At 67.5% G+C, this 26,026-nt stretch carries 27 protein-coding genes; 8 read left to right on the forward strand and 19 right to left on the reverse strand.

The window, feature by feature from the left end; translation table 11 throughout:
- Both Q0Z44_RS11535 and Q0Z44_RS11540 read right to left on the reverse strand, forming a co-directional pair.
- Positions 1-338: Hsp33 family molecular chaperone HslO (locus Q0Z44_RS11535; RefSeq protein ID WP_298012839.1), on the reverse strand; the 338-nt coding region annotated here is incomplete at its 3' end.
- A complete protein-coding gene (locus Q0Z44_RS11540) occupies positions 331-879 on the reverse strand; it encodes a gamma carbonic anhydrase family protein (protein WP_109036685.1) in 549 nt (182 codons plus the stop codon). The genes Q0Z44_RS11540 and Q0Z44_RS11535, both read right to left, overlap by 8 nt.
- A 136-nt stretch (positions 880-1,015) precedes the next feature.
- On the opposite strand from Q0Z44_RS11540, the gene yaaA reads away from it, so the two are divergent.
- Both yaaA and Q0Z44_RS11550 read left to right on the forward strand, forming a co-directional pair.
- The gene (yaaA, locus tag Q0Z44_RS11545) at positions 1,016-1,792 is read left to right on the forward strand and encodes a peroxide stress protein YaaA (protein ID WP_298012841.1); all 777 of its coding nucleotides are present in this window, start codon (positions 1,016-1,018) and stop codon (positions 1,790-1,792) included.
- Complete coding sequence (locus tag Q0Z44_RS11550; protein WP_298012843.1) at positions 1,789-2,646, forward strand: 2OG-Fe(II) oxygenase; 858 nt, start codon at positions 1,789-1,791, stop codon at positions 2,644-2,646. Before yaaA ends, Q0Z44_RS11550 begins: the two co-directional genes overlap by 4 nt.
- A 69-nt stretch (positions 2,647-2,715) precedes the next feature.
- On the opposite strand, the gene Q0Z44_RS11555 is transcribed toward Q0Z44_RS11550, so the two are convergent.
- Positions 2,716-4,059: a DEAD/DEAH box helicase gene (locus Q0Z44_RS11555; protein WP_298012845.1), complete on the reverse strand. Its 1,344-nt coding sequence runs from the start codon at positions 4,057-4,059 to the stop codon at positions 2,716-2,718.
- Positions 4,060-4,338: 279 nt separating this feature from the next.
- Here Q0Z44_RS11555 and dnaX point away from each other — a divergent pair, with 279 nt between their 5' ends.
- From dnaX to recR, 3 genes are all read left to right on the forward strand, one after another.
- Positions 4,339-6,504, forward strand: a complete 2,166-nt coding sequence (gene dnaX, locus Q0Z44_RS11560; protein ID WP_298012847.1) for a DNA polymerase III subunit gamma/tau — start codon at positions 4,339-4,341, stop codon at positions 6,502-6,504.
- Positions 6,505-6,567: 63 nt separating this feature from the next.
- Complete coding sequence (locus tag Q0Z44_RS11565) at positions 6,568-6,894, forward strand: YbaB/EbfC family nucleoid-associated protein (protein WP_109036681.1); 327 nt, start codon at positions 6,568-6,570, stop codon at positions 6,892-6,894.
- 13 nt (positions 6,895-6,907) lie between these two features.
- Positions 6,908-7,495, forward strand: a complete 588-nt coding sequence (gene recR, locus Q0Z44_RS11570) for a recombination mediator RecR (RefSeq protein WP_298012849.1) — start codon at positions 6,908-6,910, stop codon at positions 7,493-7,495.
- A 33-nt stretch (positions 7,496-7,528) separates the two neighbouring features.
- On the opposite strand, the gene Q0Z44_RS11575 is transcribed toward recR, so the two are convergent.
- Both Q0Z44_RS11575 and gloB read right to left on the reverse strand, forming a co-directional pair.
- Positions 7,529-9,259, reverse strand: coding sequence for a transglycosylase SLT domain-containing protein (locus tag Q0Z44_RS11575; RefSeq protein ID WP_298012851.1), 1,731 nt, complete (start codon positions 9,257-9,259; stop codon positions 7,529-7,531).
- 2 nt (positions 9,260-9,261) lie between these two features.
- Positions 9,262-10,038: a hydroxyacylglutathione hydrolase gene (gene gloB / locus Q0Z44_RS11580; protein ID WP_298012853.1), complete on the reverse strand. Its 777-nt coding sequence runs from the start codon at positions 10,036-10,038 to the stop codon at positions 9,262-9,264.
- Between gloB and Q0Z44_RS11585 the strand changes: the two genes are divergently transcribed.
- Both Q0Z44_RS11585 and rnhA read left to right on the forward strand, forming a co-directional pair.
- Positions 10,037-10,867, forward strand: coding sequence for a class I SAM-dependent methyltransferase (locus Q0Z44_RS11585; RefSeq protein ID WP_298012855.1), 831 nt, complete (start codon positions 10,037-10,039; stop codon positions 10,865-10,867). The genes gloB and Q0Z44_RS11585 overlap by 2 nt on opposite strands.
- On the forward strand, positions 10,864-11,313 hold the full coding sequence (gene rnhA / locus Q0Z44_RS11590; RefSeq protein ID WP_109036677.1) for a ribonuclease HI: 450 nt from the start codon (positions 10,864-10,866) through the stop codon (positions 11,311-11,313). The genes Q0Z44_RS11585 and rnhA overlap by 4 nt, the downstream gene beginning before the upstream one ends.
- A 25-nt stretch (positions 11,314-11,338) precedes the next feature.
- Here the strand turns inward: rnhA and Q0Z44_RS11595 are convergent, their stop codons facing one another.
- The 6 genes from Q0Z44_RS11595 to Q0Z44_RS11620 form a co-directional block, all read right to left on the reverse strand.
- Positions 11,339-11,884, reverse strand: a complete 546-nt coding sequence (locus Q0Z44_RS11595) for a GNAT family N-acetyltransferase (RefSeq protein ID WP_298012857.1) — start codon at positions 11,882-11,884, stop codon at positions 11,339-11,341.
- Positions 11,871-12,530, reverse strand: a complete 660-nt coding sequence (gene mobA / locus Q0Z44_RS11600; protein ID WP_366517614.1) for a molybdenum cofactor guanylyltransferase — start codon at positions 12,528-12,530, stop codon at positions 11,871-11,873. The genes Q0Z44_RS11595 and mobA overlap by 14 nt, the downstream gene beginning before the upstream one ends.
- A complete protein-coding gene (moaA, locus tag Q0Z44_RS11605; RefSeq protein WP_298012859.1) occupies positions 12,523-13,662 on the reverse strand; it encodes a GTP 3',8-cyclase MoaA in 1,140 nt (379 codons plus the stop codon). The genes mobA and moaA overlap by 8 nt, the downstream gene beginning before the upstream one ends.
- 57 nt (positions 13,663-13,719) lie before the next feature.
- Positions 13,720-14,433 carry a C40 family peptidase gene (locus Q0Z44_RS11610; protein WP_298012861.1) on the reverse strand — a complete coding sequence of 238 codons (714 nt, stop codon included), beginning with the start codon at positions 14,431-14,433 and terminating at the stop codon, positions 13,720-13,722.
- 134 nt (positions 14,434-14,567) lie between these two features.
- The gene (locus Q0Z44_RS11615) at positions 14,568-14,990 is read right to left on the reverse strand and encodes an organic hydroperoxide resistance protein (protein WP_298012863.1); all 423 of its coding nucleotides are present in this window, start codon (positions 14,988-14,990) and stop codon (positions 14,568-14,570) included.
- Positions 14,991-15,080: 90 nt separating this feature from the next.
- Positions 15,081-15,575: a MarR family transcriptional regulator gene (locus Q0Z44_RS11620; RefSeq protein ID WP_298012874.1), complete on the reverse strand. Its 495-nt coding sequence runs from the start codon at positions 15,573-15,575 to the stop codon at positions 15,081-15,083.
- A 145-nt stretch (positions 15,576-15,720) separates the two neighbouring features.
- On the opposite strand from Q0Z44_RS11620, the gene Q0Z44_RS11625 reads away from it, so the two are divergent.
- Positions 15,721-16,125, forward strand: coding sequence for a TraR/DksA family transcriptional regulator (locus Q0Z44_RS11625; RefSeq protein WP_298012876.1), 405 nt, complete (start codon positions 15,721-15,723; stop codon positions 16,123-16,125).
- Between the two features lie 27 nt (positions 16,126-16,152).
- On the opposite strand, the gene Q0Z44_RS11630 is transcribed toward Q0Z44_RS11625, so the two are convergent.
- The 8 genes from Q0Z44_RS11630 to Q0Z44_RS11665 form a co-directional block, all read right to left on the reverse strand.
- Positions 16,153-18,123 carry an ATP-binding cassette domain-containing protein gene (locus Q0Z44_RS11630; RefSeq protein WP_298012879.1) on the reverse strand — a complete coding sequence of 657 codons (1,971 nt, stop codon included), beginning with the start codon at positions 18,121-18,123 and terminating at the stop codon, positions 16,153-16,155.
- Positions 18,120-19,043, reverse strand: coding sequence for a 50S ribosomal protein L3 N(5)-glutamine methyltransferase (prmB, locus tag Q0Z44_RS11635; protein WP_298012881.1), 924 nt, complete (start codon positions 19,041-19,043; stop codon positions 18,120-18,122). The genes Q0Z44_RS11630 and prmB overlap by 4 nt, the downstream gene beginning before the upstream one ends.
- The gene (gene dapE, locus Q0Z44_RS11640; protein ID WP_298012883.1) at positions 19,040-20,194 is read right to left on the reverse strand and encodes a succinyl-diaminopimelate desuccinylase; all 1,155 of its coding nucleotides are present in this window, start codon (positions 20,192-20,194) and stop codon (positions 19,040-19,042) included. The genes prmB and dapE overlap by 4 nt, the downstream gene beginning before the upstream one ends.
- A 10-nt stretch (positions 20,195-20,204) precedes the next feature.
- Complete coding sequence (locus tag Q0Z44_RS11645; protein WP_298012885.1) at positions 20,205-21,389, reverse strand: PilT/PilU family type 4a pilus ATPase; 1,185 nt, start codon at positions 21,387-21,389, stop codon at positions 20,205-20,207.
- 75 nt (positions 21,390-21,464) lie between these two features.
- Positions 21,465-22,295 carry a 2,3,4,5-tetrahydropyridine-2,6-dicarboxylate N-succinyltransferase gene (gene dapD, locus Q0Z44_RS11650; protein ID WP_298012887.1) on the reverse strand — a complete coding sequence of 277 codons (831 nt, stop codon included), beginning with the start codon at positions 22,293-22,295 and terminating at the stop codon, positions 21,465-21,467.
- 22 nt (positions 22,296-22,317) lie between these two features.
- The gene (gene dapC, locus Q0Z44_RS11655) at positions 22,318-23,547 is read right to left on the reverse strand and encodes a succinyldiaminopimelate transaminase (RefSeq protein ID WP_298012890.1); all 1,230 of its coding nucleotides are present in this window, start codon (positions 23,545-23,547) and stop codon (positions 22,318-22,320) included.
- 59 nt (positions 23,548-23,606) lie between these two features.
- Positions 23,607-24,776, reverse strand: coding sequence for a GGDEF domain-containing protein (locus Q0Z44_RS11660; protein ID WP_298012892.1), 1,170 nt, complete (start codon positions 24,774-24,776; stop codon positions 23,607-23,609).
- Entirely contained in the window at positions 24,773-25,981 is a 1,209-nt protein-coding gene (locus Q0Z44_RS11665; RefSeq protein ID WP_298012894.1) for a diguanylate cyclase, read from the reverse strand. The genes Q0Z44_RS11660 and Q0Z44_RS11665 overlap by 4 nt, the downstream gene beginning before the upstream one ends.
- Between the last annotated feature and the right edge of the window lie 45 nt (positions 25,982-26,026).

Below are 26,026 nucleotides of genomic sequence, written 5' to 3' on the forward strand. Positions count from 1 at the left end.
ACCATCACCTCCAGCGGCAGGTGGCCGTCGTCGGTGCCGGGTAGCTCGCCCACCACCTTGGCCGTGCTGCGGAAGGACAGGTCGGGCTGCACCTCGGTCACGGCCAGCTTCACCGGGCCGTCGCCGAACACCTGCAGCACCACCGCGCCGTTGAACTTGATGTTGGCCTGCAGCAGCACGCCGGCCGCGCTCATTTCGCCCAGCAGCCTGCGCACCGGGGCGTCCAGCGCTTCGCCTTCGCTGCGGCGGGCCAGCAGGGTCTGCCAGCTGTCGGTCAGGCGAACCAGCATGCCGCGAACCGGCAGGCCTTCGAACAGAAACTTGTGCAATTCATTCATGGGATGGGGTGCCCGGCACGTCGATGCGCACCAGGTCGGTCTTGTATTGGGCGCTCTTGGTAACGTAGAGCGCGGTGCCGATGCGCATGCGCATGCGTTCGGCGTCGTTCAGCGGTCGCACCGCCTTCGCCGGCTGGCCGAGGATCAGCATGCCGTCCTCGAACACCTTGCCCTCGGTGACGAGGGCGCCCGCGCCGACCAGGCATTCCTTGCCGATCACCGCGCCGTTGAGCACGACAGCCTGGATGCCGATCAGGGCGCCGTCGCCGATGGTGCAGCCATGCAGCATGGCCTGGTGCCCCACGGTCACATCGGCGCCGATGGTGAGCGGAAAGCCGATGTCGGTGTGCAGCACGGCGCCCTCCTGCACGTTCGACCGCTCGCCCAGCGTGATGGGTTCGTTGTCACCACGCAGCACGGCCTGCGGCCACACGCTGCTGCCTTCGGACAGGATCACCTGGCCCATGACGTCGGCCGATTCGGCGACGAATGCGCTGGGGTGCAGCTGCGGAACCTGGTCCTTGATGCGGTAGACGGCCATGGCACGGGCGCGCGACGTGGCGCGAAGGGGTTGGGGAGCCTTCGATTCTAGGCGGCTTGGCCCGCCGCGGTTGGCACGGGGCCAAAGCTCCACCTATGATCGGTACCATTGTTTTTCAATGGTCCGTTGACCACCTATGCTGCTTCTGCTGTCCCCCGCCAAGAGCCTTGATTACGAGGCCCCACCGGTCACCGACCGCCACACGCTGCCTGAATTCGCCAGCGAGGCCGCCGCGCTGATCGACGTGCTGCGTCCCTACACGCCCGCGCAGATCGCCTCGCTGATGGACCTCAGTGACGCGCTCGCCACGCTGAACGTGGCCCGCTATGCCGCATGGTCGCCGAAGTTCACGGGGGAAAACAGCAAGCAGGCCATCCTTGCCTTCAACGGCGACGTGTACGAAGGCCTGGATGCCACGTCGCTGAAACCAGCGGACCTGGATTGGGCGCAGGCGCACATCGGCATCCTCAGCGGACTGTATGGCGTGCTGCGTCCGCTGGACTGGATGCAGCCGTATCGCCTGGAAATGGGCACACGGCTGACCAACCCGCGCGGCAAGGACCTCTATGCCTGGTGGGGCGACACGCTGGCCGAATACCTGAACCGGCGCCTGGCCGAGCAAGGTGATGACCTCGTCATCAACCTGGCCTCGCAGGAGTACTTCAAATCGGTCAAGCGCAAGGCCCTGAAAGCCCGCGTGGTGGAGTGCATGTTCGAGGACTGGAAGGCCGGGCAGTGGAAGATCATCAGCTTCCATGCCAAGCGGGCCCGCGGACTGATGGCCCGCCACGCGGTGCTCAAGCGCGCGCGGAGCACGGCCGACCTGCTTGATTTTTCAGCCGAAGGGTATGCCCACGATCCAGCGGCCTCGGAGGCAGACCGGCTGGTGTTCCGCCGCAAGGTGGCTGCTTGACCGCAACGCAGCGCGTGAGCCCCGAGTTGCGCGACTGGGTGGTCGCGCAACTGGCTGCCGGCCAGCCGGCCGCGGTGCTGTTGCGCGCCATGCTGGACAGTGGCTGGAGCCGTGATGTGGCCTTGTCCGTTCTGGGCGCGGAAGTGGAGGAGGTGGCGGGGCGGGGCGCATGGCCCGGGGGCGGTGCCGACCGACGTCGTGCGCCCGGCCTCACGCCCGGGGCGCTGGAGCGGGGGCGCGTCACCGTGGCCGACCATGACGTCGACATCCTGGTGCACTGCGATTGTCCGCAGCTGGTGGTCCTGGGCGGGTTCCTCACGCCCGCAGAATGCACGGGCCTCATCGAGGAAGCCCGTGCGCGCCTGAAGCCCTCCGAAACCGTGGTGGGCGACACCGGGGGCAGCGAGGTGAACGTCGCCCGGACCAGCGAGGGCATGTTTTTCGGGCGGGGGGAATCCGAACTGTGCCAGCGCATCGAGGCCCGCATCGCGGCCTTGCTGTCGTGGCCGGTGTCGCACGGCGAGGGGCTGCAGGTGTTGCGCTATGGGCCGGGCGCGCAGTATCGTCCTCACCACGACTACTTCGACCCCGACTTGCCAGGCAGCAGCCGCATCCTGCAGCGCGGTGGGCAGCGTGTGGCCACGTTGGTGATGTACCTCAATACGCCGGAAGAGGGCGGGGCGACCACCTTCCCGGAGGCCGGACTCACGGTGCATGCCGTGGCCGGCCACGCGGTATTCTTCTCGTACGACCGGCCCGACCCCGCCACGCGCACGCTGCACGGCGGCGCGCCGGTCATTGCGGGCGAGAAGTGGGTGGCGACCAAGTGGTTGCGCGAGGGCACGTTCGCCTGAAAACAAAAACGGAGCCCATGGGCTCCGTTTCAGGTTTCGATCAGCGCGCAGGCTGACCGGTTCAGTCGGTCACCGACTGCGGGAGCGACCCGCGCCAGCCTGGTCGCGCGGCCCGCGATCCCCCCGGCCATCCTGGCGACCGGACGATGGGCCGCGGCCGCCTCGCTGACCACCACCGCCACCCGCGGGACGTCCACCACCGCCTGAACGCGAGCCGGTGCTCCCGTGCAGCACCCGGCGACCCAACTGGATGGGCTCCGGGCGGGCGTTCGGGTCGGGCTCGAAGCCGGCCACCACCACGCGCGGGATCGGGCGCTTGATCAGCTTCTCGATGTCGGCGAGGAAGCCTTCCTCGTCGACGCACACGAGCGAAACCGCCTCGCCATCGGCGCCTGCGCGGCCCGTGCGGCCAATGCGGTGCACATAGTCCTCCGCGACGTTGGGCAGCTCGAAATTCACGACGTGCGGCAGCTGGTCGATGTCGATGCCGCGCGCCGCAATGTCGGTGGCCACGAGCACCTGCAACTCACCGGACTTGAAGTCGGCCAGCGCCCGCGTGCGCGCGCTCTGGCTCTTGTTGCCGTGGATGGCCATGGCGGTGATGTTCTGCTTGAGCAGGAACTCCACCAGCCGGTTGGCGCCATGCTTCATGCGCGTGAAGACCAACACCTGGTGCCAGTTGTTCGACTGGATCAGGTGGGTGAGCAGCTCTTTCTTGCGATCGCGGTCGACCGGGTGCACCTTCTGCGCGATGGTGTCGGCGGTGGCGTTGCGGCGGGCGACCTCGATGACCTGGGGCTTGTCGAGCAGGCGCTCGGCCAGGGCCTTGATCTCATCAGAGAAGGTCGCGGAAAACAGCAGACTCTGCTTGCGCGGAGGCAGGATGGCCAGCACGCGGCGGATGTCATGGATGAAGCCCATGTCCAGCATGCGATCGGCCTCGTCCAGCACGAAGTACTCGACGTGGCTCAAGTCGAGCGTTCCCTGCTGGTGGTGATCCAGCAGGCGGCCGGGCGTGGCGACCAGGATGTCGACGCCACGCTTCAGGGCTTCGATCTGCGGGTTCATGCCCACACCACCGAACATCGCCATCGAGCGGATCGGCAGGTACTTGCCATACAGACGCACGCACTCTTCCACCTGGGCGGCCAGTTCGCGCGTGGGGGTCAGGATCAGGGCGCGGATGGGACGGCGGCCACCCGACGCCGGTTTGGCCGTGGCGGCCAGCATGTGCAACAGCGGCAGCGTGAACCCGGCGGTCTTGCCGGTGCCCGTCTGTGCGCCGGCAAGGAGGTCTCCGCCGTTCAGGACGGCCGGAATGGCCTGTGCCTGGATCGGCGTGGGGGTGGCGTATCCGGCCTCCGAAACGGCCTTCAGGAGAGGTTCTGCCAACCCCAGATTTTCAAACGACATCACTACGTGGCCCATAAAAGGTTGTCGGCGACTGCACTCTCTTTGCCCGGGCCGGGGCCAAGCGAGTCAACCGGATGGCATCGGGGAATTTCCCAGCCTGATCGAAGTGCATTTCACCCTTCGCATCACAAGTGCATTGTAAGTCTCGCCGCCTGACGTGACCAGACCATTTCGCGGCATGGAAGCGACTTTCCGGGGCGGTATGTCACCGGATATCACGGCAGGTTGAATGCCTTCCCCCTCGGCTGAGGGGGCCGATGGCGCGACTAGAATCGCGCGATGACTTCGACGGTACTCGCGCGCAAATACCGCCCCAGGGGTTTCGACAGCATGGTCGGCCAGGGGCATGTGGTTCAGGCATTGGGCAACGCCCTGACCCAGCAGCGCCTGCACCACGCCTACCTGTTCACCGGCACCCGGGGCGTCGGCAAGACCACGGTGTCGCGCATTCTGGCCAAATCGCTGAATTGCGTGGGGCTCGACGGACACGGCGGCATTACCGCCAGCCCGTGCGGCCAATGCCAGCCTTGCCGTGACATCGACAGTGGGAGATTCGTCGATTACGTCGAACTGGATGCGGCGTCGAACCGCGGTGTCGAGGAAATTTCGCAACTGCTGGAGCAGGCGGTCTACAAACCGGTGGTCGGGCGCTTCAAGGTCTACATGATCGACGAAGTGCACATGCTGTCGAACACGGCGTTCAACGCCATGCTGAAGACGCTGGAGGAACCGCCCGACTACCTGAAGTTCGTGCTGGCCACCACCGACCCGCAAAAGGTGCCCGTGACGGTGCTGTCTCGGTGTCTGCAGTTCAACCTGCGGCCCATGGCGGCGGAAACGGTGTTTGAGCACCTTGGCCGCGTGCTGCACGCCGAAGGCATCGACGCTGAGCCGGGCGCCCTGCGGCTTCTGTCGCGGGCCGCGCGTGGCTCCATGCGCGACGCGCTGTCGCTGACGGACCAGGCCATTGCATTCGGTGCCGGGCTTCTTGAAGAGGCCGGGGTGCGGCAGATGCTGGGCTCGGTGGACCACGCGCATGTGCAGCGGATCATCGAGGCGGTGGCAGCGTGTGACGGTGCTGCGCTCGTGGCAGCGGTCGATACGCTGCGTCAGATGGGGCTGTCTGCGGCGGGTACGCTGGAGGAAATGGCGTCCGCACTGCAGCGCATGGCTGTGCTGCAGGCTGTGCCACAGGCACTCGACCCGGAAGACCCGGATGCGGCCACCTGGGCGGCGCTGGCGCCACTGCTGGCGCCCGATGAAACGCAGCTCTTCTACAGCCTATGTCTGCAAGGGCGCGCCGAGCTGGCATTGGCGCCGGACGAGTACAGCGGCTTGCTGATGCTGTTGCTGCGCCTGCTTGCCTTCAAGCCCGGACAGGGGGGCGGTACGGGCCCAAAAGCGCTGGGCTCGGCGGCGCAGCCTGACGCCGTCGAGCCCCGTCGACCGCTGGTGACGCAGGCAGCGGCCGCGCCGGCCGGTGCGACTGCGCGACCCATCTCGGCGCCCGGGGTGTCTGCTTCCGGCAATGCTGCGGTCGCTCAGGTCAGCACACCGGTGCGGGTCAGCGGTGGCATCGATGCGCCGGTGCCCGCTGTGGCCGGGGCGCCCGCGGAGCCAACCGGCACCCCCGGTCCTGTGGCGCCGCCGGTGGTGACCGTGCGCCTCGCAGCCCCTGCGCCGGAGGCATCGCAGGCGCCTTGCCCGCCCGTGGTTGCTGCGCCGGCTTTGCCCGCCTCCGCCCCCGCGCCCCGTGCCGCGCCTCAGCAGCCGCAGGACGGTGGTGGCATCCCTCCGTGGGAAGCGTTGCCGCCCGAGGCCAATGAATGGGATGCTCCCGCGGCCGCCATGCCGGACGAGCCAGCCTGGATGGATGTGCCGGATGACGTGCCGGACGCCGTGTCGACAGCCCGCCCTCTCCGCGCAGCGTCGGAGCCCACGCGGACATCGCCCCGCCCTGGCGCCTCGATCTCGTCCCCTCCTGTTGATGCGCCCAGCGAGCCGCGTCCCCCGGTGACGCCGACCTTGCCCCCTCGCGGCGCGGATCCGCTTTCCGATGAGTGGGCTGACCTCGTGGCAGCGATGGCCGGGCACGGTTTGATTGCCGCGCTGGTGCGCGAACTGGCCATGCAGGCGCAGTGCGTGGCATGGCGTGAACAAGGTGAGGGCATCAACGGCACGCTGCGGGTCGAGCGCGAAAGCCTCATCACCGCGGCATTGCAGGACCGGCTCACGCAGGCCCTCACGCAACACCTGCAACGGCCGGTATCGCTCACCGTGGAGCGCGGGGCGGCGTTCAACACGCCGGCTCAACGCGACCAGGCTGCGCGCGAACAGCGCCAGCGCGATGCCGAGACCCTGATCCAGAGTGATCCGCTGGTGCAGTCGCTGCTGCAACAGCATCCCGGGGCGCGCATCGTCCCGGCTTCCATCAGGCCGATCTGAGCGGCCGACCGCGTCGCCGTTGAACGCGGCGACAATCATGTTTTGCGCAAGAAAGGATGAGCCATGCTCAAAGGACAACTCGCCGGCTTGATGAAACAGGCCCAGCAGATGCAGGACAACCTCAAGAAGGCCCAGGAAGAACTGGCCCAGATTGAGGTGGAAGGTCAGTCCGGCGCGGGCCTGGTCAAGGTCGTGATGACCTGCAAGAACGATGTGAAGCGGGTGACGATCGACCCGAGCCTGCTGGCCGACGACAAGGACATGCTTGAGGACCTCGTGGCTGCGGCATTCAACGATGCCGTGCGTCGTGCCGAGGCAACCAGCTCGGAGAAGATGGGCAAGCTGACGGCCGGGATGCCCATGCCTCCCGGCATGAAGTTCCCGTTCTGAACAGGATTGCACCATGGCGGATCCGGCGCTGGACGGGCTGGTCGAGGCCCTGCGTTGTCTGCCCGGTGTGGGGCAGAAGTCGGCGCAGCGGATGGCTTACCACCTGCTGCAGCACGATCGCGCCGGCGCCCTGAAACTGGCGCGCGCGCTGGATGGTGCGGTCAATGAGATCGGGCACTGCGCCCGATGCCACACCTTCAGTCGCGCCGAGATGTGTGACCTTTGTGCGGACGAGACGCGGGATGCGCGCTTGCTGTGCGTGGTCGAGACGCCGGCAGACCAGGCGGCCCTTGAACGCACAGGCAGCTACAGGGGGCAATACTTCGTGCTGCTGGGGCGGCTGAGCCCGCTGGATGGGCTCGGGGCTCGCGACATCGGCCTGTCGGCATTGCTGACCCGTGCAGGTGATGGTGTGGTGGAAGAGGTGATTCTTGCCACCAACTTCAATGCAGAAGGCGAGGCCACGGCCCATGTGCTCGGTGAGCAACTGAAGGCCCGTGGCCTGAAGGTGACCCGGCTGGCGCGCGGCGTGCCGGTGGGCAGTGAGCTCGAGTACGTCGACCTCGGCACCATCGCGCACGCCTTCATGGACAGGCGCTGAGGCCGGCCAACCCACGGGAGGGGGGCAGCGGTCTCAGCGCGCGCTGGCGACGCGGACCTTGGTCTTGCTCGTGCGAGGCGTGTTGCGGCTGGAGCCGGCGGCGTTGCGGTTGCCACGGCTATCCGACTTGCTGACCCGGTTGCTGGCCACCACCACCGCCTTCTTGCCTGACTTGCTCTTCGATGCCGAGGCCACAGTCGAGACGGCGCGCTTGCTGTCCGCACGGGCAGCCGGCACATAGATCGCGATCGTCTGACCCTTGCGGAAGCTGGCACCCGTGGCCACCTTGTTCCACTGGGCCACTTGCTGTGGCGAAACCTTGTAGCGGCGCGCCAGCGAGGCGACCGTGTCGCGCTTGCCGGCCTTGACGCTGATGCGACGCAGTGGCGGCACGTCGGGGGCCAGCGTCATCATGGCGTTGTCGGCCAGCACCTCGGAGACGTCCTGCATGCGTTGCTCGGAACGCGGCACCAGCAACGTCGAGCCGGCCTTTACCAGCATCTTCGGTGGGATATGGTTAAGCTCGCGCAGGCTGGATTCGGGCATGCCGACCTCCCGTGCGGCGTCCGTCGGGCGCATGGTGCGGGGCACCACCCAGGCAGTCCAGCTGGCCAGACGGCCCTTGTGGGCCTTCAGGTTGTGCACGAACAGGCTGGCGTTGTCATAGGGCAGCAGCAACTGCGGTGTGCCGGCCGCCAGGATCACCGGCTTGTTCAGGGACGGGTTGAGCGCCTTGAACTCCTCGATGGGCAGGCCGGCCAGCCGTGCGGCCAGGCTCACGTCCATGTCGCGCTGGATCGGCACGCTGACGAAATACGGGTGGTTGTCCACCGGCGTCAGCGTCAGGTTGTAGGCCTCGGGCTGTGCGACGAGCTGTCGTACGGCATACAGCTTGGGCACATAGTGCCGCGTCTCGACCGGCATGCTGAGGCTGAGGTAGTCGGTCGGCAGGCCCTGACGCTGATTGCGCGCAATGGCCCGCTGCACGTTGCCCTCGCCCCAGTTGTACGCCGCCAGGGCCAGCTGCCAGTCGCCGAACATGCGGTGCAGGCGCTGCAGGTAATCCAGCGCCGCCCGAGTGGAGGCGAGCACGTCACGGCGGTCGTCGCGGAACAGGTTCTGCTTCAAGCGGAAGTCCTTGCCCGTGGCGGGCATGAACTGCCACATGCCGGACGCGCGGGCGCTGGACATGGCTTGCGGATTGAAGGCGCTTTCGATGAACGGCAGCAGGGCCAGCTCCATCGGCATGCCGCGGCGCTCGATTTCCTCGACGACATGGAAGAGGTAGCGGCTGCCCCGGTCGGTCATTCGCTGGACGTAGTCCGGCCGGGCGGTGTACCACCGGCGGTGTTCGGCCACGAGATCGGACTCGAGCTCCGGCAGGGTGAAGCCTTTGCGGATGCGGCTCCAGAGGTCCTGAGTGGCGCCGCTGTCGTCCAGATCGACGGTGGTATCCGGGCTCAGGGGATCGGTCGCCATCCCGACCGCATCTTTGCCTTCATCCTCCGCCGGACGCGCCTGCTGCAGCGTCACCGCGGGCCGCAGCGGCGAGGGCGTGGCCACCGTGCCGCCCGCGACATCGAGTCGGGGGAGACCGGGCTGCCGTGCATCGGCCGGGCGCGGCTGCAGGTGGTCAGAGGTGCGCAGGCTCAGTTCGGCCATGCGCGGGTCGGTGGGGGTGCTGCTGCATGCCCACAGGCTGGCCGAAGCCAGCAGCGTCAGCGCCAGGCGCAGGCCGCGGTGCAAGGGAGAGGCGATCGTCATCGTCAGAAGGTGTTTTTCCACAGGCGAAGCGCGGCAAAGACCGCCTCGGGGCTGTCATCTGGCGCACCGTGAAGGCGTGCCGCCTGGATGACCGCCGCCTCGGCACACCGCAGGAAGGGGTTGATCTTCCGTTCCAGGTGTACCGTGGTGGGCACGGTGGGCAGGTCCTGCGCGCGCAGACCTTGGCAATGGGCCAGATGGCCCCGGATGTCTTCGTTATCGGGTTCGACCGCCTGCGCAAAACGCAGATTGCCGAGCGTGTACTCGTGGGCGGGACATAGCACGGTCGAGTCGGGCCACCGGGCCATCTGGGCGACGCTGTGCTGCAGTTGAGCCATCGTGCCATCGAACACGCGCCCGCAACCCGCGGAAAACAGTGTATCGCCGACGAAGGCCACAGGCGAGGGGGTCGCGTCATCCAGCCCGTAGGGCAGCATGTAAAGCACGTGACCGGCTGTGTGACCCGGTGCGTCGATGACTTGAAGGAGCGCACCCAGCGCCGTGATCTCCTCGCCACCGCCCACGGCATGCGTCACGCCGGGAATGGCCTCATGTCGCGGTCCGTACACGGAGATGCCCCCGGTCTGAAGCGCAGCCAGACCGCCGACATGGTCGGCGTGGCGATGCGTCACTAGAATGGCGGCCAGGGTCAAGCCCAGGCGCTGCAAGGCGTCCTGCACTGGCGCGGCCTCTCCCGGATCCACCACCACGGCCTCGCGGCCATCGTGCAGCATCCAGATGTAGTTGTCGGCGAAGGCGGGCAGGGCTGAAAGTTTCATGTCGAAAGTCGGGCCGATTATAGAGTTGCACCCCTGGTTGGGCCTGCCGAGCGGCCAGGCCCTGCTGGCGTGGGAGCAGGCCCGCATCGACGCGCTGGTGAGCGACATGTTCGGCTTCCATGCCCTGCAGCTCGGGCTGCCGGAACTGGATGGCCTGCGCACCAATCGCATGCCCCATCGCTGGCTGGCGCTCGACGCAGCGTACCAGCGGTGGTCTCCGGCCTCGAACGCCTCGGCGCTGGAGGAGGGGCCTTCGCTGTCGAGTGCGCCGCTGGGCCTGCGGTGTGATTTCGAGTCGCTGCCGTTCGCGAGCAACAGCCTCGATCTGGTGGTGTTGCCTCATGCCCTGGAACTGGCGCGGGATCCGCACGACACGCTGCGTGAGGTGGAACGCGTGCTGGTGCCCGAGGGCAAGGCGCTCATCATCGGCTTCAACCCGATGAGCCTGTGGGGCACGCGTCAGCGCATGGGACGTGGCCGGGGTGCTTCGGCCAAGGTGCTGCCACAGGGCGAGTTCATCGGCTACTGGCGCCTGCGCGACTGGCTGCGTCTGCTGGACCTCGAAGTCGAAACGGGCAGCTTCGGTTGCTGGCGCCCCATGGTCGGCACCGAGGCGTGGTGGCAGCGACTCGCGTGGATGGAGCACGCCGGCGAACGCTGGTGGCCCGTGCTCGGCGCGGTCTACGTCGTGGTCGCCGTCAAGCGGGTGCGCGGCATGCACCTCGTGGGCAAGATCCGCAAGACCCGGTTGCCCGCCTCGGCGCAACCGGCCGTGGTGACTCAGCGCCATCCGGCGCGGGCACCGTATCAACAGGATGTGAATGGATGACTGAAACGGCAGCACCTGCAGTGGTGGCCTATACCGATGGCGCCTGCAAGGGCAATCCTGGCCGAGGTGGCTGGGGTGTATGGATGGTGAGCGGCCCGCACGAACGGGAGATGTGGGGCGGCGAGTTGAACACCACGAACAACCGCATGGAACTGACGGCGGTGATCGAGACGCTGAAGTCCCTCAAGCGGCGCTGCAAGGTGGTGATCTACACCGACAGCGAATATGTTCGCAAGGGCATCACCGAGTGGATCCACGGCTGGAAGCGCCGTGGCTGGAAGACCGCTGACAACAAGCCGGTGAAGAACGCCGAGTTGTGGCGTGAACTGGAGGCCATGGCGGCCCAGCACGATGTGGACTGGCGCTGGGTGCGCGGCCACAACGGCGACCCGGGCAACGAGCGCGCCGACGGCCTGGCAAACCGGGGCGCCGCCGAGGCCCGTTGACGCCCGGCGCCGCTGGCTGTGGTGCTCAGAGCACGAGCACCATCGTGAGCTTGTCGAAGTAGCGGATCTGGCCCGGCGCATCGACCAGGCGGATCGCGTGGGGCAGAACGCCGCAGCCGCGGAAGCCCGCGCGCTCGTACAGATTGATGGCCGACGTGCTGGCGGTGCTGACGCGTAGGACGATCTGTTCCAGACCGAGCGCCTTGCGCGCTTCGGCGACGGCTGCTTCGACCAGCGCGATGCCGACGCCCTTGCCGGTGTGCGAGGGCCGGACCATCATGCTGTTGAGCTCGGCGCAGTGCCTGAGTTTGTGCAGGGACTGGCGCTCCAGGCCCACCATGCCGATCATGTCCCGACCTTCCCAGGCACCGATCAGGAACGTGCCGCCCAGGGGTTCCGTAAGGCCCAGCTTGCCGAGGTAGCTCTCGGGCGGTCGGGCCTGTTCGCTTTCGATGTCGGCATCGAAGGCATCGGGATAGAGGCGAAGACCTTCATCACGCAGGTTCTTGTAAGCGCTCAGGTCGGCGGGGGCAATCCGCGACAAGCGCACCGGTGAATCAGTCACCACCATGCTTTGTCTCCAGGGTGTTGAAGTTCGCGAATCCTGCCGCGTCGACAAAGGATACGCTGGTCCATTTGCATCTGGCAATCAGATGTCCGACTTTGCGCTCCCCCGAGATGAAGGCGGTCTGCAACGTCGGGAGCACGCGCTTGTTCATCAGCGCGCACACCCAGTGGTGGCGCGAGCCGTCCAAGCCGTCGGATGTGCATGGTACAGCGACGTCTGCCCCATCCCGGTGCGCGGCACGCCACAATGTCGCAAGCACGTCACCTGGAAGGCGTGGCATGTCGCATGGCAGAAACCACACCCATTCCTGTGGCGTCGCCGTCATCGCAGTGAGCATGCCGGCCAGCGGTCCGCTGAAGGGGGGGAGCCCGGGGTCGTCGGGGTGGACGCCCAGCGAGGCCGGCGCCGCTGGTTCTCCCCGGAGGTGCGCGGTGTGCGACGCGTGGCGCGCCAGGAGAGCGTGGTAGCACTCTGCATGCCGGTTGGCAACGATGCCCAGCCCGCCAACCTGGGGCGCCATCGCGGCCAGGATGTGGTCCCCCATGGGGCGCCCCCGCCAAGGAAGCAGCCCCTTGTCCTGACCGCCGACACGTCGGCCCTCACCCCCCGCCAGCAGCCAGCCGGCACACGCCACGATCCGTTCAGCCACCGATGAAGCTCATTTCAATGCGTTCGAGGGCGGCCGGTGTGGGGCCGCGCAGTTCCGAGTAGCGGTCGCTGCGCTCTTGCCACAGTGCAGCCAGTCGATCGCGGATGGCGTCATCCGGCTCGCCCCCGCGCAGCAGGGCGCGCAGATCATGGCCGCGGTCCGCGAAGAGACAGGTGTAGAGACGGCCGTCGGTCGAGAGGCGCAGCCGGGTGCAATCGCCGCAGAAGGGGGTGGTGACGCTCGAAATGAAGCCGACATGCCCCGCGCCATCGGCGTAGGCCCAGCGCTCGGCCGTGGCGCCAGGGCGGGGCGCTTCGGCGGGTTGAAGAGGCCATTCGGTTGCGATGCGGGCGCGCACCGCATCGGACGCGAGGACCACATCACGCTGCCAGGCGTTCGTCTTTCCCACGTCCATGAATTCGATGAAGCGGAGCTCGACGCCGCTGTGGCGGAAGTGGCGCGCCATCGGCACGACCTCGGTGTCGTTGATGCCACGCTGGACCACCATGTTGACTTTGACCGGGCCCAGGCCAGCCTCGCGGGCGGCATCGATGCCGTCGAGCACGTCGCGCACGGTGATCGCACTGTCGCTCATGCGCGCAAAGAGGCTCGGATCCAGTGCGTCGAGGCTGACCGTCACGCGGTGAAGCCCAGCGTCACGAAGCGCTTGCGCCTTGCGGCGCAGCAGGGAGCCGTTGGTGGTGAGGGCGATGTCGGGCGGCGTGCCTTCGATCGTCCTCAGGCTGGCCAGTTGAGCCACCAGGCGCTCGAGATCCTTGCGCAGCAGGGGTTCCCCACCGGTGATGCGCAGTGTGCGGACGCCCAGCGAGAGGAACAGCCGGGCGCTGCGGGCGATTTCTTCGAAGCTCAGCAGCGCACCATGCGGCAAGAAAGCGTGGTCCCGGCCAAAGGCTTCGCGGGGCATGCAGTAGCCGCAGCGGAAGTTGCACCGGTCCGTCACGGAGATGCGCAGATCACGCAGTTCGCGGCCTCGGGTGTCGGTCAGTGCACCGTTGACGGCGAGGCCAGCACGCTCACGCGGAGGCAGGGGCAGCACCCGAGCTGCATCCCGAGCGTCGGGCACAAGAGGGATGGTGCGGCGTGGGGCGACAAGCGGGTCTGGCAGACGCATGGCGCACATTGTGGCCCCGGTCAGGGCGACCCGGTGTGCACGGGCACAAGGCCGGGCTTACTTAGGGGCTTCGATACCGGGCGGACGCGCCACCATCGCGGGGGCCCGGCGAGCGCCATCGAAGCGTTGCTGCCAGTAGCTGATGCGCATGTCTTCGACACGCACAGCTCCACCAGCGCGCGGGGAATGGATGAACTTGTTGTCGCCGATGTAGATGCCGACGTGGGAGAAGGTGTGACGCAGCGTGTTGAAGAAGACGAGGTCGCCGGGCTTCAGTTCGCTTTGCTGAACAGGGATGAGATCGGGTGAGTTGGCCTGTTCGATCGCGCGGCGCGGCAGGATCAGGCCGACACTGTTCTCGAAGACGTGGCGGGTGAAGCCGCTGCAGTCGAAGCCCTGCTCGCGCGATTGGCCGCCGCGACGGTAGGGCACACCGAGGAAGTTCATGGCCGAGAGGACAAGCTCGGACGCCATGTCGGAGGCCTTGCCGCGCATCTGTTGGGCGAAGTCGACCACCGGCCGGGTGTTGGGCAGGAGCCCCCGGTCGGACAGGAAGCGGGAGACCGGGTCTTCGCTCTCGGTGCGTGCGGGCGCCGAAGCGGCCTGGGCGGGCGCGACGACGGACTGCGCGTGCGATGCAGGGGCCATTGTGAGCGAGGCCGTGACCGACACGAGCACCAGGGCGACGACGGTGGTCAGGGAAGCAAGGCGTTGCTTCAGCGCACACAGACCCGGAAAGGAGCCGCCACCTGGGCGGATTTCAAAACGCATGGGGCGCAAGCGTAGGCAGGAAGACGTCGGACGTCAACCTGGGAAAGTCGGGGATAACGGCAGATTAGCACCGAATCCCCGTGCAATCGGTTTTTGCTGGCCGAAAAACCGGGCCGCTGAGGGGCCCCAGGCGTTCAGCGCAACACGAGGCGAACGTCGATGTTGCCGCGGGTCGCGTTGGAGTAGGGGCACACCTGATGGGCTGAATCAACCAGGGCCTGGGCCTCCGTCTTGTCCATGCCGGGCAGGGCGATGTTCAGCGTGACCTCGATGCCGAAGCCGGCGGGGATCGGGCCAATGCCGACGTCGGCGGTGATCTCGGTTCCCGCGGGCAGGGCCTTGCGCTGCTGCCCCGCAACGAAACCCATGGCGCCCAGGAAGCAGGCAGAGTACCCTGCGGCGAACAGCTGTTCCGGGTTGGTGCCGTTGCCTTGGCCGCCCATTTCCTTGGGCCGGGCGAGCGCGACGTCAAGGTGGCCGTCATCGCTCACGGAGCGACCGTCGCGGCCACCGGTGGAAGTGGCGTGGGCGACGTAGAGGACTTTGTCGAGTGCCATGGATTTTCCTTTCGAGAAATTAAGTTGTGCGCAATGTATTTTGCTGTAAAGAGACCGCCTGACCCCGCCTCGCCGCGATAGCCCACGGGCTTAAAGGGGATCTGTAGGCGAGCCGTGCAGGCGCTGACGGAGCTTGCCGAGCGTGTCTTGAAGCGCCGCCACCTCGTCCGGCGAGAGACCGATCCGGCACAGCAGGGTGCGGGGCACATCGCGCGCGGCGCGCTGGAGCGCGCGCCCGGCTTCTGTCAGCTCGACCAGAACGCGACGTTCGTCCGCGGTGTCACGCTGCCGGTGGATCAGCCCAACGTTCGCCATGCGCTTGAGCAACGGGGTCAGCGTGCCGGAATCGAGGTGCAGCGTGTGGCCGATCTGGTTGACGCTGAGACGCCCGTGCTCCCACAGCACCAGCATCACCAGGTACTGGGGATAGGTCAGCCCGAGCGGGGCGAGCAGTGGCTTGTAGAGCTTCGTCATGGCCAGCGAGCTTGCGTAAAGCGAGAAGCACAACTGGTTGTCGAGCGACAGCAGGGTGTCGGGGGTGACATCGGGTGGGGGCTCGGGCGGCGGCAGACGGATCTCGGGCATGGCTGCATGGTAGACGCCCGCGGCAGGCGGGCGCGCTTGACGTGCAGCAAGGCCATGGGGCTGCGAGCTTTCTATCCTGAACAGTGCGCTGGTCCCGGCCCCATTGGCTGCGGCGTTCCAGCCGACACTTCACAAGGAGACACGCATGAATTCCGTGGAAGCCCCGCTGCGCGCGCAAGCTGGACTCGATGTCGACACCCTCGGCGAATTGAGGGCACGCCTGCAGGCGCACCGGATGGATCTGCTGGGGCGGGAAGGGCAGCTGCGCGCACGGCTGGCGGCCGAAGATGCGGCCACCGCGAACACCTTCGTGGCGGGTGTCGAGGGCGGGGCGGCCGCAGAAGCCGATGACGAGGTGATCGCCATGTTGCACCATGACGATGCCGAACTGGCAGCCGTGGACGCCGCACTGGCGCGCATGGCCGATGGCACCTACGGGTGGTGCACCGGATGCGGCGAAGAGGTCGGGGTGGCGCGACTCAAGGCTTTGCCTCAGGCGGAACTGTGCATCGCCTGTCAGGATGTGGCGGAGCACCGCCGCGGGCACTGAGCGCCGCGGCGATGACGCCTGCAGGGGTCAGACGCTGAGTTGCTCGATGGCATCGGTGAGTTCGAGCCACCTGGATTCCAGCGTTTCGATCTCGTCGCCCAGTGCCTTGAGCCGCTTGCCCTGTTCGGCGCGCTCGGCGCCGCTCAGGCTCGGGCTGCCGAGGGCCTCGGTGAGCTCGGCCTGCTCGCGCGTGGCCTGAGCCAGGCGGTCGTCGACCTTTTTGAGTTCGGCCTTCAGCGGCTTGGCCTGCTCGGCAAGTCGCTGGCGCGCCTGCGCGGCGGCCTTGCGGTCATCCTTGCGGTTGCCGGCCGCGTTGGTACCGTCGGTGGCCTGAGTGGCTGAGGCCTTCTCCGCGTCTCGGGCTGCGCGCGCGGCGAGGGCCACTTCGCGCGCCTGCTCTTGCAGCCATCGCTGGTAATCGTCCAGATCGCCATCGAAGGTGCTCACGCCGCCCCGTGTCACGAGCCAGAACTCGTCGCACACCTCGCGCAGCAGGGCGCGGTCGTGGCTGACCAGCATCACCGTGCCTTCGAATTCGTTGAGCGCGATGCTGAGCGCCTCGCGGGTGGTGAGGTCGAGGTGGTTGGTGGGTTCGTCGAGCAGCAGCAGGTTGGGGCGCTGCCAGACCACCAGGGCCAGCACCAGCCGGGCCTTCTCGCCGCCGCTGAACTGGCCGACCGGTTGCATCACCATGTCGCCCGTGAAGCGGAAGCGGCCCAGGAAGTCGCGCAGCTCCTGCTCGCGCGCCTGCGGGCTGACCTGCTTGGCCAGCCGGATCATGTGGGCGAGCGGGCCCTCGTCGGGCCGCAGCACGTCGAGTTCCTGCTGTGCGAAGTAGCCGATGCTCAAGCCTTTGCCTTCGGTGACGGTGCCACCGACGGGTTGCAGCATGTGGGCGAGCGTCTTGACCAGCGTGGACTTGCCCTGGCCGTTGGCACCCAGGATGCCGATGCGCTGTGCCGGCAACACCGAGCGGTTCACGCCGCGCACGATGGTCAGCGGCGCGTCGCCTTCCTGCGGATAACCACACGCGAGGTCCTTCATGACCAGCATGGGGTTGGGCAGGCTGGCGGGCGCCGGGAACTCGAACTCGAAGTCGCTGGCCGTGAGCACGGGCGCGAGCTTCTCCATGCGTTCCAGCGCCTTGACGCGGCTCTGTGCCTGGCGCGCCTTGGTGGCCTTGGCCTTGAAGCGGTCGATGAACTTCTGCAGGTGGGCGATGCGTTCCTGCTGTTTCTCGAAGGCGGCCTGGTGCTGCGTGAGCCGTTCAGCCCGCATGGCCTCGAAGGCGGTGTAGCCGCCGGTGTAGCGGGTGAGCTTGCCGTCTTCCAGGTGCAGCGTGACGCGGGTGATGGCATCGAGGAACTCGCGGTCGTGGCTGATGATGATCAGCGTGCCTTCGTAGCGTTGCAGCCAGCCTTCCAGCCACACCAGCGCGTCGAGGTCGAGGTGGTTGGTGGGTTCGTCGAGCAGCAGGAGCCGCGCGGGGCACATCAGCGCACGGGCCAGTTGCAGGCGCATCCGCCAGCCGCCCGAGAAGCTGTTGACCGGGGCCGTGGTCTGCGCCAGCTGGAAGCCCAGGCCGAGGAGCAGGGCCTGCGCCCGCGCTGGTGCGTCGAAGTGACCCGCTTCGGCCAGGGCCGCGTGGGCCTCGGCCATGGCGTGGCCATCGCCGCTTGCTTCAGCCTCGAGGAGGGCCTGCCGCGCAGCCATCAGGCGGCCGTCACCCTGAAGCACGAACTCCGTGGCCGGCTCGTCGGTTTCGGGCATGTTCTGCGCGACCTCGGCCATACCACCGGGCTGCAGCCAGCTGGGCGGGATCTCGACGTCGCCGGCGTCGGGGTGCAGGCGCCCGGCCAGCAGCGAGAACAGCGAGGACTTGCCCGCGCCGTTGCGGCCGATGAGGCCGACCTTCTCGCCGGGGTGGATGGTGGCGCTGGCCTGGTCCAGCACGGGCTTGACGCCTCGCAGCAGGGAGACGTTCTTCAGGACGATCATGATGAGAGCGGGGCGCCTTCGGGGGCGCGGGTATCGAGCAGCAGCGCGTCGCGGGTCACCAGCAGCAGCTGGTCGTCGCCGGACGTGGTGGGCAACCAGGTGACGGCCAGGTCAGGAAAGGCGCGTTCGAAGTTCGGGCGTTCGTTGCCGATCTCGAGCACGATCACGGCGTCTTCGCCCAGGTGGCGATCCGGATCCGCGCGCAGTGCGGCAAAGAGCGCCCGCGTGAAGTCCATGCCGTCCTCACCCGAAGCCAGGGCCAGTTCTGGCTCGGCGCGGTATTCGGCCGGCAGCGCCTTCATCGATTCGGCGTTGACGTAGGGCGGGTTGCAGAGGATGAGGTCGTAGGGGCCACGCACGCTGGACAGCCCGTCGCTGTGCAGCAGCGTGATGCGGTCCTGCAGGCCGTGCTGCTCGACGTTGATGCGGGCCACGGCCAGCGCGTCTTCGCTGATGTCGGCGCCGTCGACGGTCACGTCCGGATAGGCCATGGCGGCGAGCACCGCCAGGCTGCCGTTGCCGGTGCACAGGTCGAGCACCCGGTGGGTGCGGTCGCTGAGCCAGGCGTCGATGGTGCCGTCGGCCAGCACTTCGGCGATGAAGGAGCGCGGCACGATGACGCGCTCGTCCACATAGAACGGCACGCCTTGCAGCCACGCCTGCCGGGTCAGGTAGGCGGCCGGCTTGCGGGTGGTGATGCGCTGCTTGATGAGCGCATCAACGGCGGCCTGTTCCTCGGGGCTGGCGGAGCGGTCGGCCACGTCGTCCAGGCTGTCGAGGGGCAGGCCCAGGCGCCACAGCACCAGCCACGCTGCCTCGTCGAAGCTGTTGGTGGTGCCGTGCCCGTAGGCCACGCCGGCTTGATCGAGTTGCGCTGCGGCCCGCTCGATCAGCGCGATGACGGTCAGCGGCGCGCTCACGCCACGAGCCTTTCCAGCGTCTCCAGGTAGATGTCCTTCAGTGGCTCGATGTCGGCCACGGCGACGTGCTCGTCGATCTTGTGGATGCTGGCGTTCAGCGGGCCGAACTCGACCACCTGCGGGCAGATCTGGGCGATGAAGCGGCCATCCGAGGTGCCGCCGCTGGTGGACAGCTCGGTCTCGATGCCGGTCACGTCGCGGATGGCGCCCGAGATGGCTTCCACCAGCGGGCCCTTGCGGGTGAGGAAGGGGCGGCCGCTGAGGGCCCAGTCGATGTGGTACGTCACGCCGTGGCGCTCGAGCACCGCGGTCAGACGTTCCTTCAACGATTCGGGCGTGGACTCGGTCGAGAAGCGGAAGTTGAAGTCGATGACCAGCTCGCCCGGGATCACGTTGTTCGCACCCGTGCCGGCATGGATGTTCGACATCTGCCAGCTGGTGGGCGGGAAGTGGTCGTTGCCTTCGTCCCAGACGATGGCGGTGAGCTCGGCCAGGGCCGGGGCGGCCAGGTGAATGGGGTTCTTCGCCAGATGCGGGTAGGCGATGTGGCCTTGCACGCCCTGGATGCGCAGCTTGCCCGAGAGCGAGCCGCGGCGGCCGTTCTTGATCATGTCGCCCAGCGCGCGCACCGAGGTGGGCTCGCCGACGATGCAGGCATCCAGCCGCTCGCCGCGCGCCTGCAGCCATTCGCACACCTTGACGGTGCCGTCGACCGAGGGGCCTTCCTCGTCACTGGTGATCAGGAAGGCCACGCTGCCTGCATGATCGGGGTGGGCCGCCACGAACGACTCCGTGGCGACGACCATGGCCGCCAGCGAGGTCTTCATGTCCGCGGCGCCCCGGCCGTAGAGTTGTCCGTCGCGGTAGGTGGGCGCGAATGGCGGGCTGTTCCATTGCTCCAGCGGCCCCGTGGGCACGACGTCGGTGTGGCCGGCGAAGACCAGGGTGGGCGCACCCGTTGCATGGCCGTGGCCTCGGCGGATGGCCCAGAGGTTGGTGACCCGCGCGTTCTCGGGTCCAAAGGTCAGTGTGTGGCATTCGAAGCCGATGGCCTGCAGGCGTTCGGCCATCAGGGTCTGGCAGCCTTCGTCTTTCGGCGTGACCGAGGGGCGGGCAATCAGCGCCTCGACGAGGCGCACGGTTGGGGTCATGGTGGGAGCTTCAGAAACGGGTGGACGCGAAGCCGGGTACTTCGTCGTGATTCACGTCCAGGGTGATTTCGGTGAACGACGGGCCGTCGTCTTGTTCTTCGACCTGCGCGGTCAGTTTGTTCTTGGCCGTCGTGTCATTGGCCAGGCGCCACATGAGGTTGGTGGGCGAGTCGGCGTTGGCCAGCCCTTCGTCGCGAGTGACGATGCCTTCGGTGATCAGGCGGGCGATGTCCTGTTCATAGCTCTGCGAGCCTTCGGCCAGCGATTTCTCGATCGCTTCCTTCACGCCGGTGAAGTCACCACGCTCGACCATCTCGGACACGAGCTGGGTATTCAGCAGCACCTCGACGGCCGGCACACGCCCGCCTGCGGTGGACCGCAGCAGCCGCTGTGAGACGATGGCCTTCAGGCCGGAAGCCAGGTCGCTCAGCAGCGCCGGCCGGGCCTCCGGCGTGTAGAAGGACAGGATGCGGCCCAGCGCGTGGTAGCTGTTGTTGGCGTGGAGGGTCGAGACCACCAGGTGACCGGACAAGGCGTACGACAGCGCTGCCGTCATCGTTTCGCGGTCGCGGATTTCGCCAATGAGAATGCAGTCGGGCGCCTGCCGCAAGGCATTCTTGAGGCCCACTTGTAGCGATTGGGTGTCACGCCCGACCTCCCGCTGGTTCACGATGGACTTCTTGTTCGAGAACAGGAACTCCAGCGGATCTTCGATCGTGAGGATGTGGCCCGTCATCCGCTGGTTGCGGTGCTCGAGCATCGACGCAATCGTGGTGCTCTTGCCTGAGCCGGTCGCGCCGGCCAGCAGGATGAGGCCGCGCTTTTCCAGAATCAGGTTGCCCAGGATGTCGGGCACGTTGAGCGAGTCGAGCAGCGGGATCTCGGACGGGATGTGTCGCAGCACGGCCGCGACCGAGCCCCGTTGCTTGAACGCGCTGAGACGGAAGATGGCCACGCCGGGGATCGTGATGCCGAGGTTGAGCTCGCCGGTCTCGTCGAGCTCTTCCATCTGCGTGGGCGAAACCAGTTCGGCCAGCAGCTGTCGCGGCTGGGACGGCGTGAGCGCCTGGTCCGTCAGCTGCATGATCTGCCCGTGGATCTTGATGAGGATGGGCGTCTTGGCCGAAAGGAACACGTCCGACGCCTTCTTCTCGGCCATCAGACGCAGCACCCGCTCCAGATTGCCACCACTCATCCTGCGCTCCCGGGGTTTGGTATTTCATGGCCGGGGCGCGCTCAGGCGCCCGGCCGGTTGACGATGCTGGGCCGATCAGGCGCGCAGCAGGTCGTTGATGCTGGTCTTCGAGCGGGTCTGGGCGTCGACACGCTTGACGATGACGGCGGCATACAGGCTGTAGTCCTGGCCCGCGGCAGTCTTCTTGGGCAGGTTGCCCGACACCACCACCGAGCCCGACGGCACGCGGCCGTAGCTGATCTCGCCGGTTTCGCGGTTGAAGATCGGGGTGCTCTGGCCCAGGTACACGCCCATGCCCAGCACCGAGTTCTCTTCGACGATCACGCCTTCAACGACTTCCGAGCGGGCGCCGACGAAGCAGTTGTCTTCGATGATGGTGGGGTTGGCCTGCAGGGGCTCCAGCACGCCGCCGATGCCGACGCCGCCCGACAGGTGCACGTTCTTGCCGATCTGGGCGCACGAACCGACGGTGGCCCACGTGTCGACCATGGAGCCTTCATCGACGTAGGCGCCGATGTTCACGTACGACGGCATCAGGATCACGTTCTTGGCCTGGAAGCTGCCACGACGGGCGACGGCCGGCGGCACCACGCGCACGCCGGTGGCCTTGAGTTGTTCGGGCGTCATCGAGCCGTACTTGCTGGGCACCTTGTCGAAGAAGGTCAGCGGGCCTTCGCCCATCGGCACGTTGTCGTTCAGGCGGAAGCTCAGCAGCACGGCCTTCTTGATCCACTGGTGCACGACCCAGTTGCCGTCGATCTTCTCGGCCACCCGGGCCTTGCCGCTGTCGAGCTGGTCGATGATGTGGTTGACGGCGTCACGGATCTCGGCGGGGGCGCTGGCGACCGACAGTTCGGCGCGGGCTTCCCACGCGTTTTCGATCACGGTTTGCAGAGCTTGGGTCATCTTGTGTCTTTCGGGAGAGGGTTCACTTCGACTGGGAGAGGATGAAGGCCTTGATGCGTTCAGCCGCTTCCACACATTCTTCAACGCCGGCCACCAGGGCCATTCGCACGCGACCGGCACCGGGGTTCACGCCCTGTGCCTCGCGGGCCAGGTAACTGCCGGGCAGCACCGCGACATTGTATTGAGCCAGCAGTTCGCGGGCGAAGGTCTCGTCGCTGCCACCACAGACGTGGTCGGGCACCTTGGCCCAGAGGTAGAAGCTGGCGTCCGGCAGGGCGACGTCCATCACGGAAGCCAGGATAGGCGTGACCTTGTCGAACTTCTCGCGGTACAGGCGGCGGTTTTCCACCACGTGGGCCTCGTCGTTCCATGCGGCGACGCTGGCGCGCTGCACGGCCGGGCTCATGGCGCTGCCGTGGTAGGTGCGGTAGAGCAGGAAGGCCTTCATGATGCGTGCATCGCCCATCACGAAGCCCGAGCGCAGGCCCGGCACGTTCGAGCGCTTGGACAGGCTGGTCAGCGCGACAAGGTTACGGAAATCGGAGCGGCCCAGTTTCGCAGCGGCCTCCAGGCCACCCAGCGGTGCCGCATCGGGGCCCTCGCGGAAGTAGATTTCCGAGTAGCACTCGTCCGAGGCGATGACGAACCCGTGGCGGTCACTCAACTCGAACAGGCGCTGCCATTCTTCAAGCGGCATCACGGCACCCGTCGGGTTGCCGGGCGAGCACACGTACAGCAGCTGTGTCGTCGCCCAGACCGAATCGGGAATGCTGGACCAGTCGGCCGCGAAGTTGCGCGCCGGGTCGGAGTTGGCGAACACCACACGCGCGCCGGCCAGCAGGGCCGCGCCTTCGTAGATCTGATAGAACGGGTTGGGGCAGACGACGGCCGGGCCGCCTGCCTCGGTGTGCTGGGTCGGGTCGATCACGGTCTGCGCCAGGGCGAACAGCGCCTCACGCGAGCCGTTGACCGGCAGGATCTGCGTGGCCGGATCCAGTGACAAGCCGTAGCGGCGCTGCACCCAGGCTGCACAGGCCTCGCGCAGGGCTGGCTCGCCCGCCGTGGCAGGGTAAGCGGCCAGGCCATCGAGCGCGGCGGTCAGTGCGTCCTTGATGAAGGCCGGTGTCGGGTGTTTGGGCTCGCCGATGCCCAGGCTGATCGCACGGTAAGCCGGGTTCGGCACCACCCCGGCGGTCAGCTGTCGGAGACGTTCGAAGGGATAGGGCTGCAGTTTCGAAAGCAGGGGATTCATGGGGCGCGATTATCGCCCGCGGCACGGCTGGGGTGGCACCTCGGTGACCGCGGTCTGTGTCATGTGCCCGTGCGGGCGGCGAGGGCGTCGCGGTCGCGGCCGCTGCGCTTTGCCTGATACAGGGCCTTGTCGGCGCGCTCCAGGATCTGGGCGACATTGCCCGGGGCTTCGTGCACCGCGATGCCGGACGAAAAGCGCACGCGCAGCCCGGGGGCCGAGGCCGACACCGGGGTGTGGCTGAGCGCCTCGCGCAGACGGCGCATGGCGACGGCCGCCTTGCCTGCCGTCGCGTTGGGCAGCACCACCAGGAACTCTTCGCCACCCCAGCGCGCCACGGTGTCGGTTTCGCGCAGCACCAGCATCGCGGCGGACGCGAACGCCTGCAGCGCCTCGTCACCCACCTTGTGGCCATGCTGGTCGTTCACCTGTTTGAAGTGGTCCAGGTCGATCAGCGCCACCGCGAAGCGCTCGCCGTAGCGATCGAAGCGCTTGACGCTCTGGTCGAGCTTCTCCTGCATGAAGCGGCGGTTGTACAGGCCCGTCAGCACATCTCGGACGGCGAGTTTCTGCACCTGCTCCAGTGCCAACCGCAGGTCCCGACGCTGCGTGGCGACGCGCTCCCGCCACGTCGACAGCCGATAGGCCGACAGGACGACGACAGGCATCGAGCCGGCGAGCAGCTCGAAGCGGATCAGTTCGTGTGCGGGCGGGTAGTAGACCGGATCCAGCCAGGACAGGATGCCCATGATGGCCGCCAGCACCAGGGTGGCGACGATGCCGATCGCGGCAGACTGCTTGGGGGTGTGGGTGTACATGCCGAAGACGGTAACCAGCGCCAGCAACACGAGCACCAGGCCTCGGTCATGCGGCCCCACGGCCGTGTAGGCGAACGCGATGGCCAGCAAGGCGAAGACGTTCTGCGGGATCATCAGCGTCGGGTCCTTCAGGCGGCGCGTGCGGCCGCTGCGCACGAGCAGGAAGAACACCACATAGGCGGGCAGGCTGGTCCATGCCAGCCAGGCCGGCGCAAAGCTGCGCATGACGCCGATGTCGGCCGCCATTCGCGAGGCCAGGCAGCAGATGAGGTACATCACCGCGCAGAGCAGGATGGCCGCCGTGCGCAGCCGGGTGGCGCGGTCCGGCCCGAACACGAAAGCCGCCAGCCGGCTGATGGCCTCAATGACGGGGTCGTGCTCTTCGGCGACGCTGGTGGCCGGGTTGCCGCTCATGCCCCGTCCTCCTGAATGCGGGCCACGCTGCGCAGGTCAATCAGCAGGGCGCTGCCTTCCGCCAGAGCGGTTGACTCGCCGCCGCTCGGCCCGGCCGCCACGCACCGGTTGCGGCCGGTGCGTTTGGCTTCGTACAGCGCGGCGTCGGCGCGCTCCAGCAGGGCATCCAGTGTCTCGTCCTCGCGCAGTTGCGCCACGCCGGCCGACACGCTGATGTGCACCGACGCGTGGCCCGGCACCGCCAGTTGCTGCGCCTGCAGTCGCAGACGGTCGAGCGCAACGAGCGCATCGGCCAGGGGTACGCGGGGCAACAGCAACAGGAACTCCTCGCCGCCCCAGCGTGCAAGCAGATCCACCTGGCGGAGGTCCTTGCGGCCGAGTTCGGCCAGCGCCTTCAGTACCTCGTCGCCCGCGGCATGGCCGTGTCGGTCATTCACGTGCTTGAAGTGGTCGATGTCGATCAGCGCCACGCACATCGGCGTGTCGTGCCGCACGCTCTGGCGAATTTCGCGCTCGAGGATCTCCGTCATCATCCGCCGGTTCATCAGCCCGGTCAGCATGTCGGTCGTAGCCAGTTGCTGTACCGTGGTCAGGGCGTCCTTCAGCTCACGGGCCTGGCGATCGAGGCGCACGCGGATGTCGCTCACCCATTTGGCAACCAGCGACAGCAACAGGATGGTGGACCCCCCAACCGACAAATGCAGCCAGCCGACGGGCGCGGGGAAGCTGACGGGATCATGGTGGTGCAGCCCGGTCACGGCCGCCGCGAGCAACAGCACAGAGGCGCAACCCAGGGCCAGAACCTGCAGCGGGCGCAGGCGGAACATGGCGGCGACGATGGTCTGCGCGATGAGGATGATCACGTTGCCTCGGTCGGAGCCGAGTGCCACGTAGGCCGCCATGGACAGCACGATGCATGCCATGGCGTGGGGGAAGGTCAGCACAGGATCGCTCAGGCGGGCCGACCAGCCGCTGCGCACCAGCGCGTAGACCAGCGTGAAGACGGCCAGGCTGGTGCCGGCCAGGATCAGGGCAAGCGTGGGGGCCAGCAACCCGAACGCCGACGACTGGATGGCCACGGCCATGCTGACCGCGTAGAGCGGCCCTGTGGCCAGCACGAACAGCACATGCCGCTGCCGCCGAGGGTGGCGGCCCAGCAGGGCGTTCGTGAGGGAGGGGAACCGGGGTGAGGGCAGTGGCGGCATTGGTACATCAGGCCTGATGCCGCAGGATATCGGCCGCAAGCGCCT

Origin of the sequence: uncultured Aquabacterium sp. (assembly GCF_947366995.1) — a bacterium.
Taxonomy (GTDB): domain Bacteria; phylum Pseudomonadota; class Gammaproteobacteria; order Burkholderiales; family Burkholderiaceae_C; genus Aquabacterium.

Bases quoted from the DNA above. Each gene is read 5' to 3' on its own strand.
- Q0Z44_RS11540 (WP_109036685.1), bottom strand. From the start codon at position 879: ATGGCCGTCTACCGCATCAAGGACCAGGTTCCGCAGCTGCACCCCAGC.
- yaaA (WP_298012841.1), top strand. From the start codon at position 1,016: ATGCTGCTTCTGCTGTCCCCCGCCAAGAGCCTTGATTACGAGGCCCCA.
- Q0Z44_RS11555 (WP_298012845.1), bottom strand. From the start codon at position 4,059: ATGTCGTTTGAAAATCTGGGGTTGGCAGAACCTCTCCTGAAGGCCGTT.
- dnaX (WP_298012847.1), top strand. From the start codon at position 4,339: ATGACTTCGACGGTACTCGCGCGCAAATACCGCCCCAGGGGTTTCGAC.
- Q0Z44_RS11565 (WP_109036681.1), top strand. From the start codon at position 6,568: ATGCTCAAAGGACAACTCGCCGGCTTGATGAAACAGGCCCAGCAGATG.
- recR (WP_298012849.1), top strand. From the start codon at position 6,908: ATGGCGGATCCGGCGCTGGACGGGCTGGTCGAGGCCCTGCGTTGTCTG.
- Q0Z44_RS11575 (WP_298012851.1), bottom strand. From the start codon at position 9,259: ATGACGATCGCCTCTCCCTTGCACCGCGGCCTGCGCCTGGCGCTGACG.
- Q0Z44_RS11585 (WP_298012855.1), top strand. From the start codon at position 10,037: ATGTCGAAAGTCGGGCCGATTATAGAGTTGCACCCCTGGTTGGGCCTG.
- gloB (WP_298012853.1), bottom strand. From the start codon at position 10,038: ATGAAACTTTCAGCCCTGCCCGCCTTCGCCGACAACTACATCTGGATG.
- rnhA (WP_109036677.1), top strand. From the start codon at position 10,864: ATGACTGAAACGGCAGCACCTGCAGTGGTGGCCTATACCGATGGCGCC.
- Q0Z44_RS11595 (WP_298012857.1), bottom strand. From the start codon at position 11,884: ATGGTGGTGACTGATTCACCGGTGCGCTTGTCGCGGATTGCCCCCGCC.
- moaA (WP_298012859.1), bottom strand. From the start codon at position 13,662: ATGCGTCTGCCAGACCCGCTTGTCGCCCCACGCCGCACCATCCCTCTT.
- Q0Z44_RS11610 (WP_298012861.1), bottom strand. From the start codon at position 14,433: ATGCGTTTTGAAATCCGCCCAGGTGGCGGCTCCTTTCCGGGTCTGTGT.
- Q0Z44_RS11615 (WP_298012863.1), bottom strand. From the start codon at position 14,990: ATGGCACTCGACAAAGTCCTCTACGTCGCCCACGCCACTTCCACCGGT.
- Q0Z44_RS11620 (WP_298012874.1), bottom strand. From the start codon at position 15,575: ATGCCCGAGATCCGTCTGCCGCCGCCCGAGCCCCCACCCGATGTCACC.
- Q0Z44_RS11625 (WP_298012876.1), top strand. From the start codon at position 15,721: ATGAATTCCGTGGAAGCCCCGCTGCGCGCGCAAGCTGGACTCGATGTC.
- Q0Z44_RS11630 (WP_298012879.1), bottom strand. From the start codon at position 18,123: ATGATCGTCCTGAAGAACGTCTCCCTGCTGCGAGGCGTCAAGCCCGTG.
- dapE (WP_298012883.1), bottom strand. From the start codon at position 20,194: ATGACCCCAACCGTGCGCCTCGTCGAGGCGCTGATTGCCCGCCCCTCG.
- Q0Z44_RS11645 (WP_298012885.1), bottom strand. From the start codon at position 21,389: ATGAGTGGTGGCAATCTGGAGCGGGTGCTGCGTCTGATGGCCGAGAAG.
- dapD (WP_298012887.1), bottom strand. From the start codon at position 22,295: ATGACCCAAGCTCTGCAAACCGTGATCGAAAACGCGTGGGAAGCCCGC.
- dapC (WP_298012890.1), bottom strand. From the start codon at position 23,547: ATGAATCCCCTGCTTTCGAAACTGCAGCCCTATCCCTTCGAACGTCTC.
- Q0Z44_RS11660 (WP_298012892.1), bottom strand. From the start codon at position 24,776: ATGAGCGGCAACCCGGCCACCAGCGTCGCCGAAGAGCACGACCCCGTC.
- Q0Z44_RS11665 (WP_298012894.1), bottom strand. From the start codon at position 25,981: ATGCCGCCACTGCCCTCACCCCGGTTCCCCTCCCTCACGAACGCCCTG.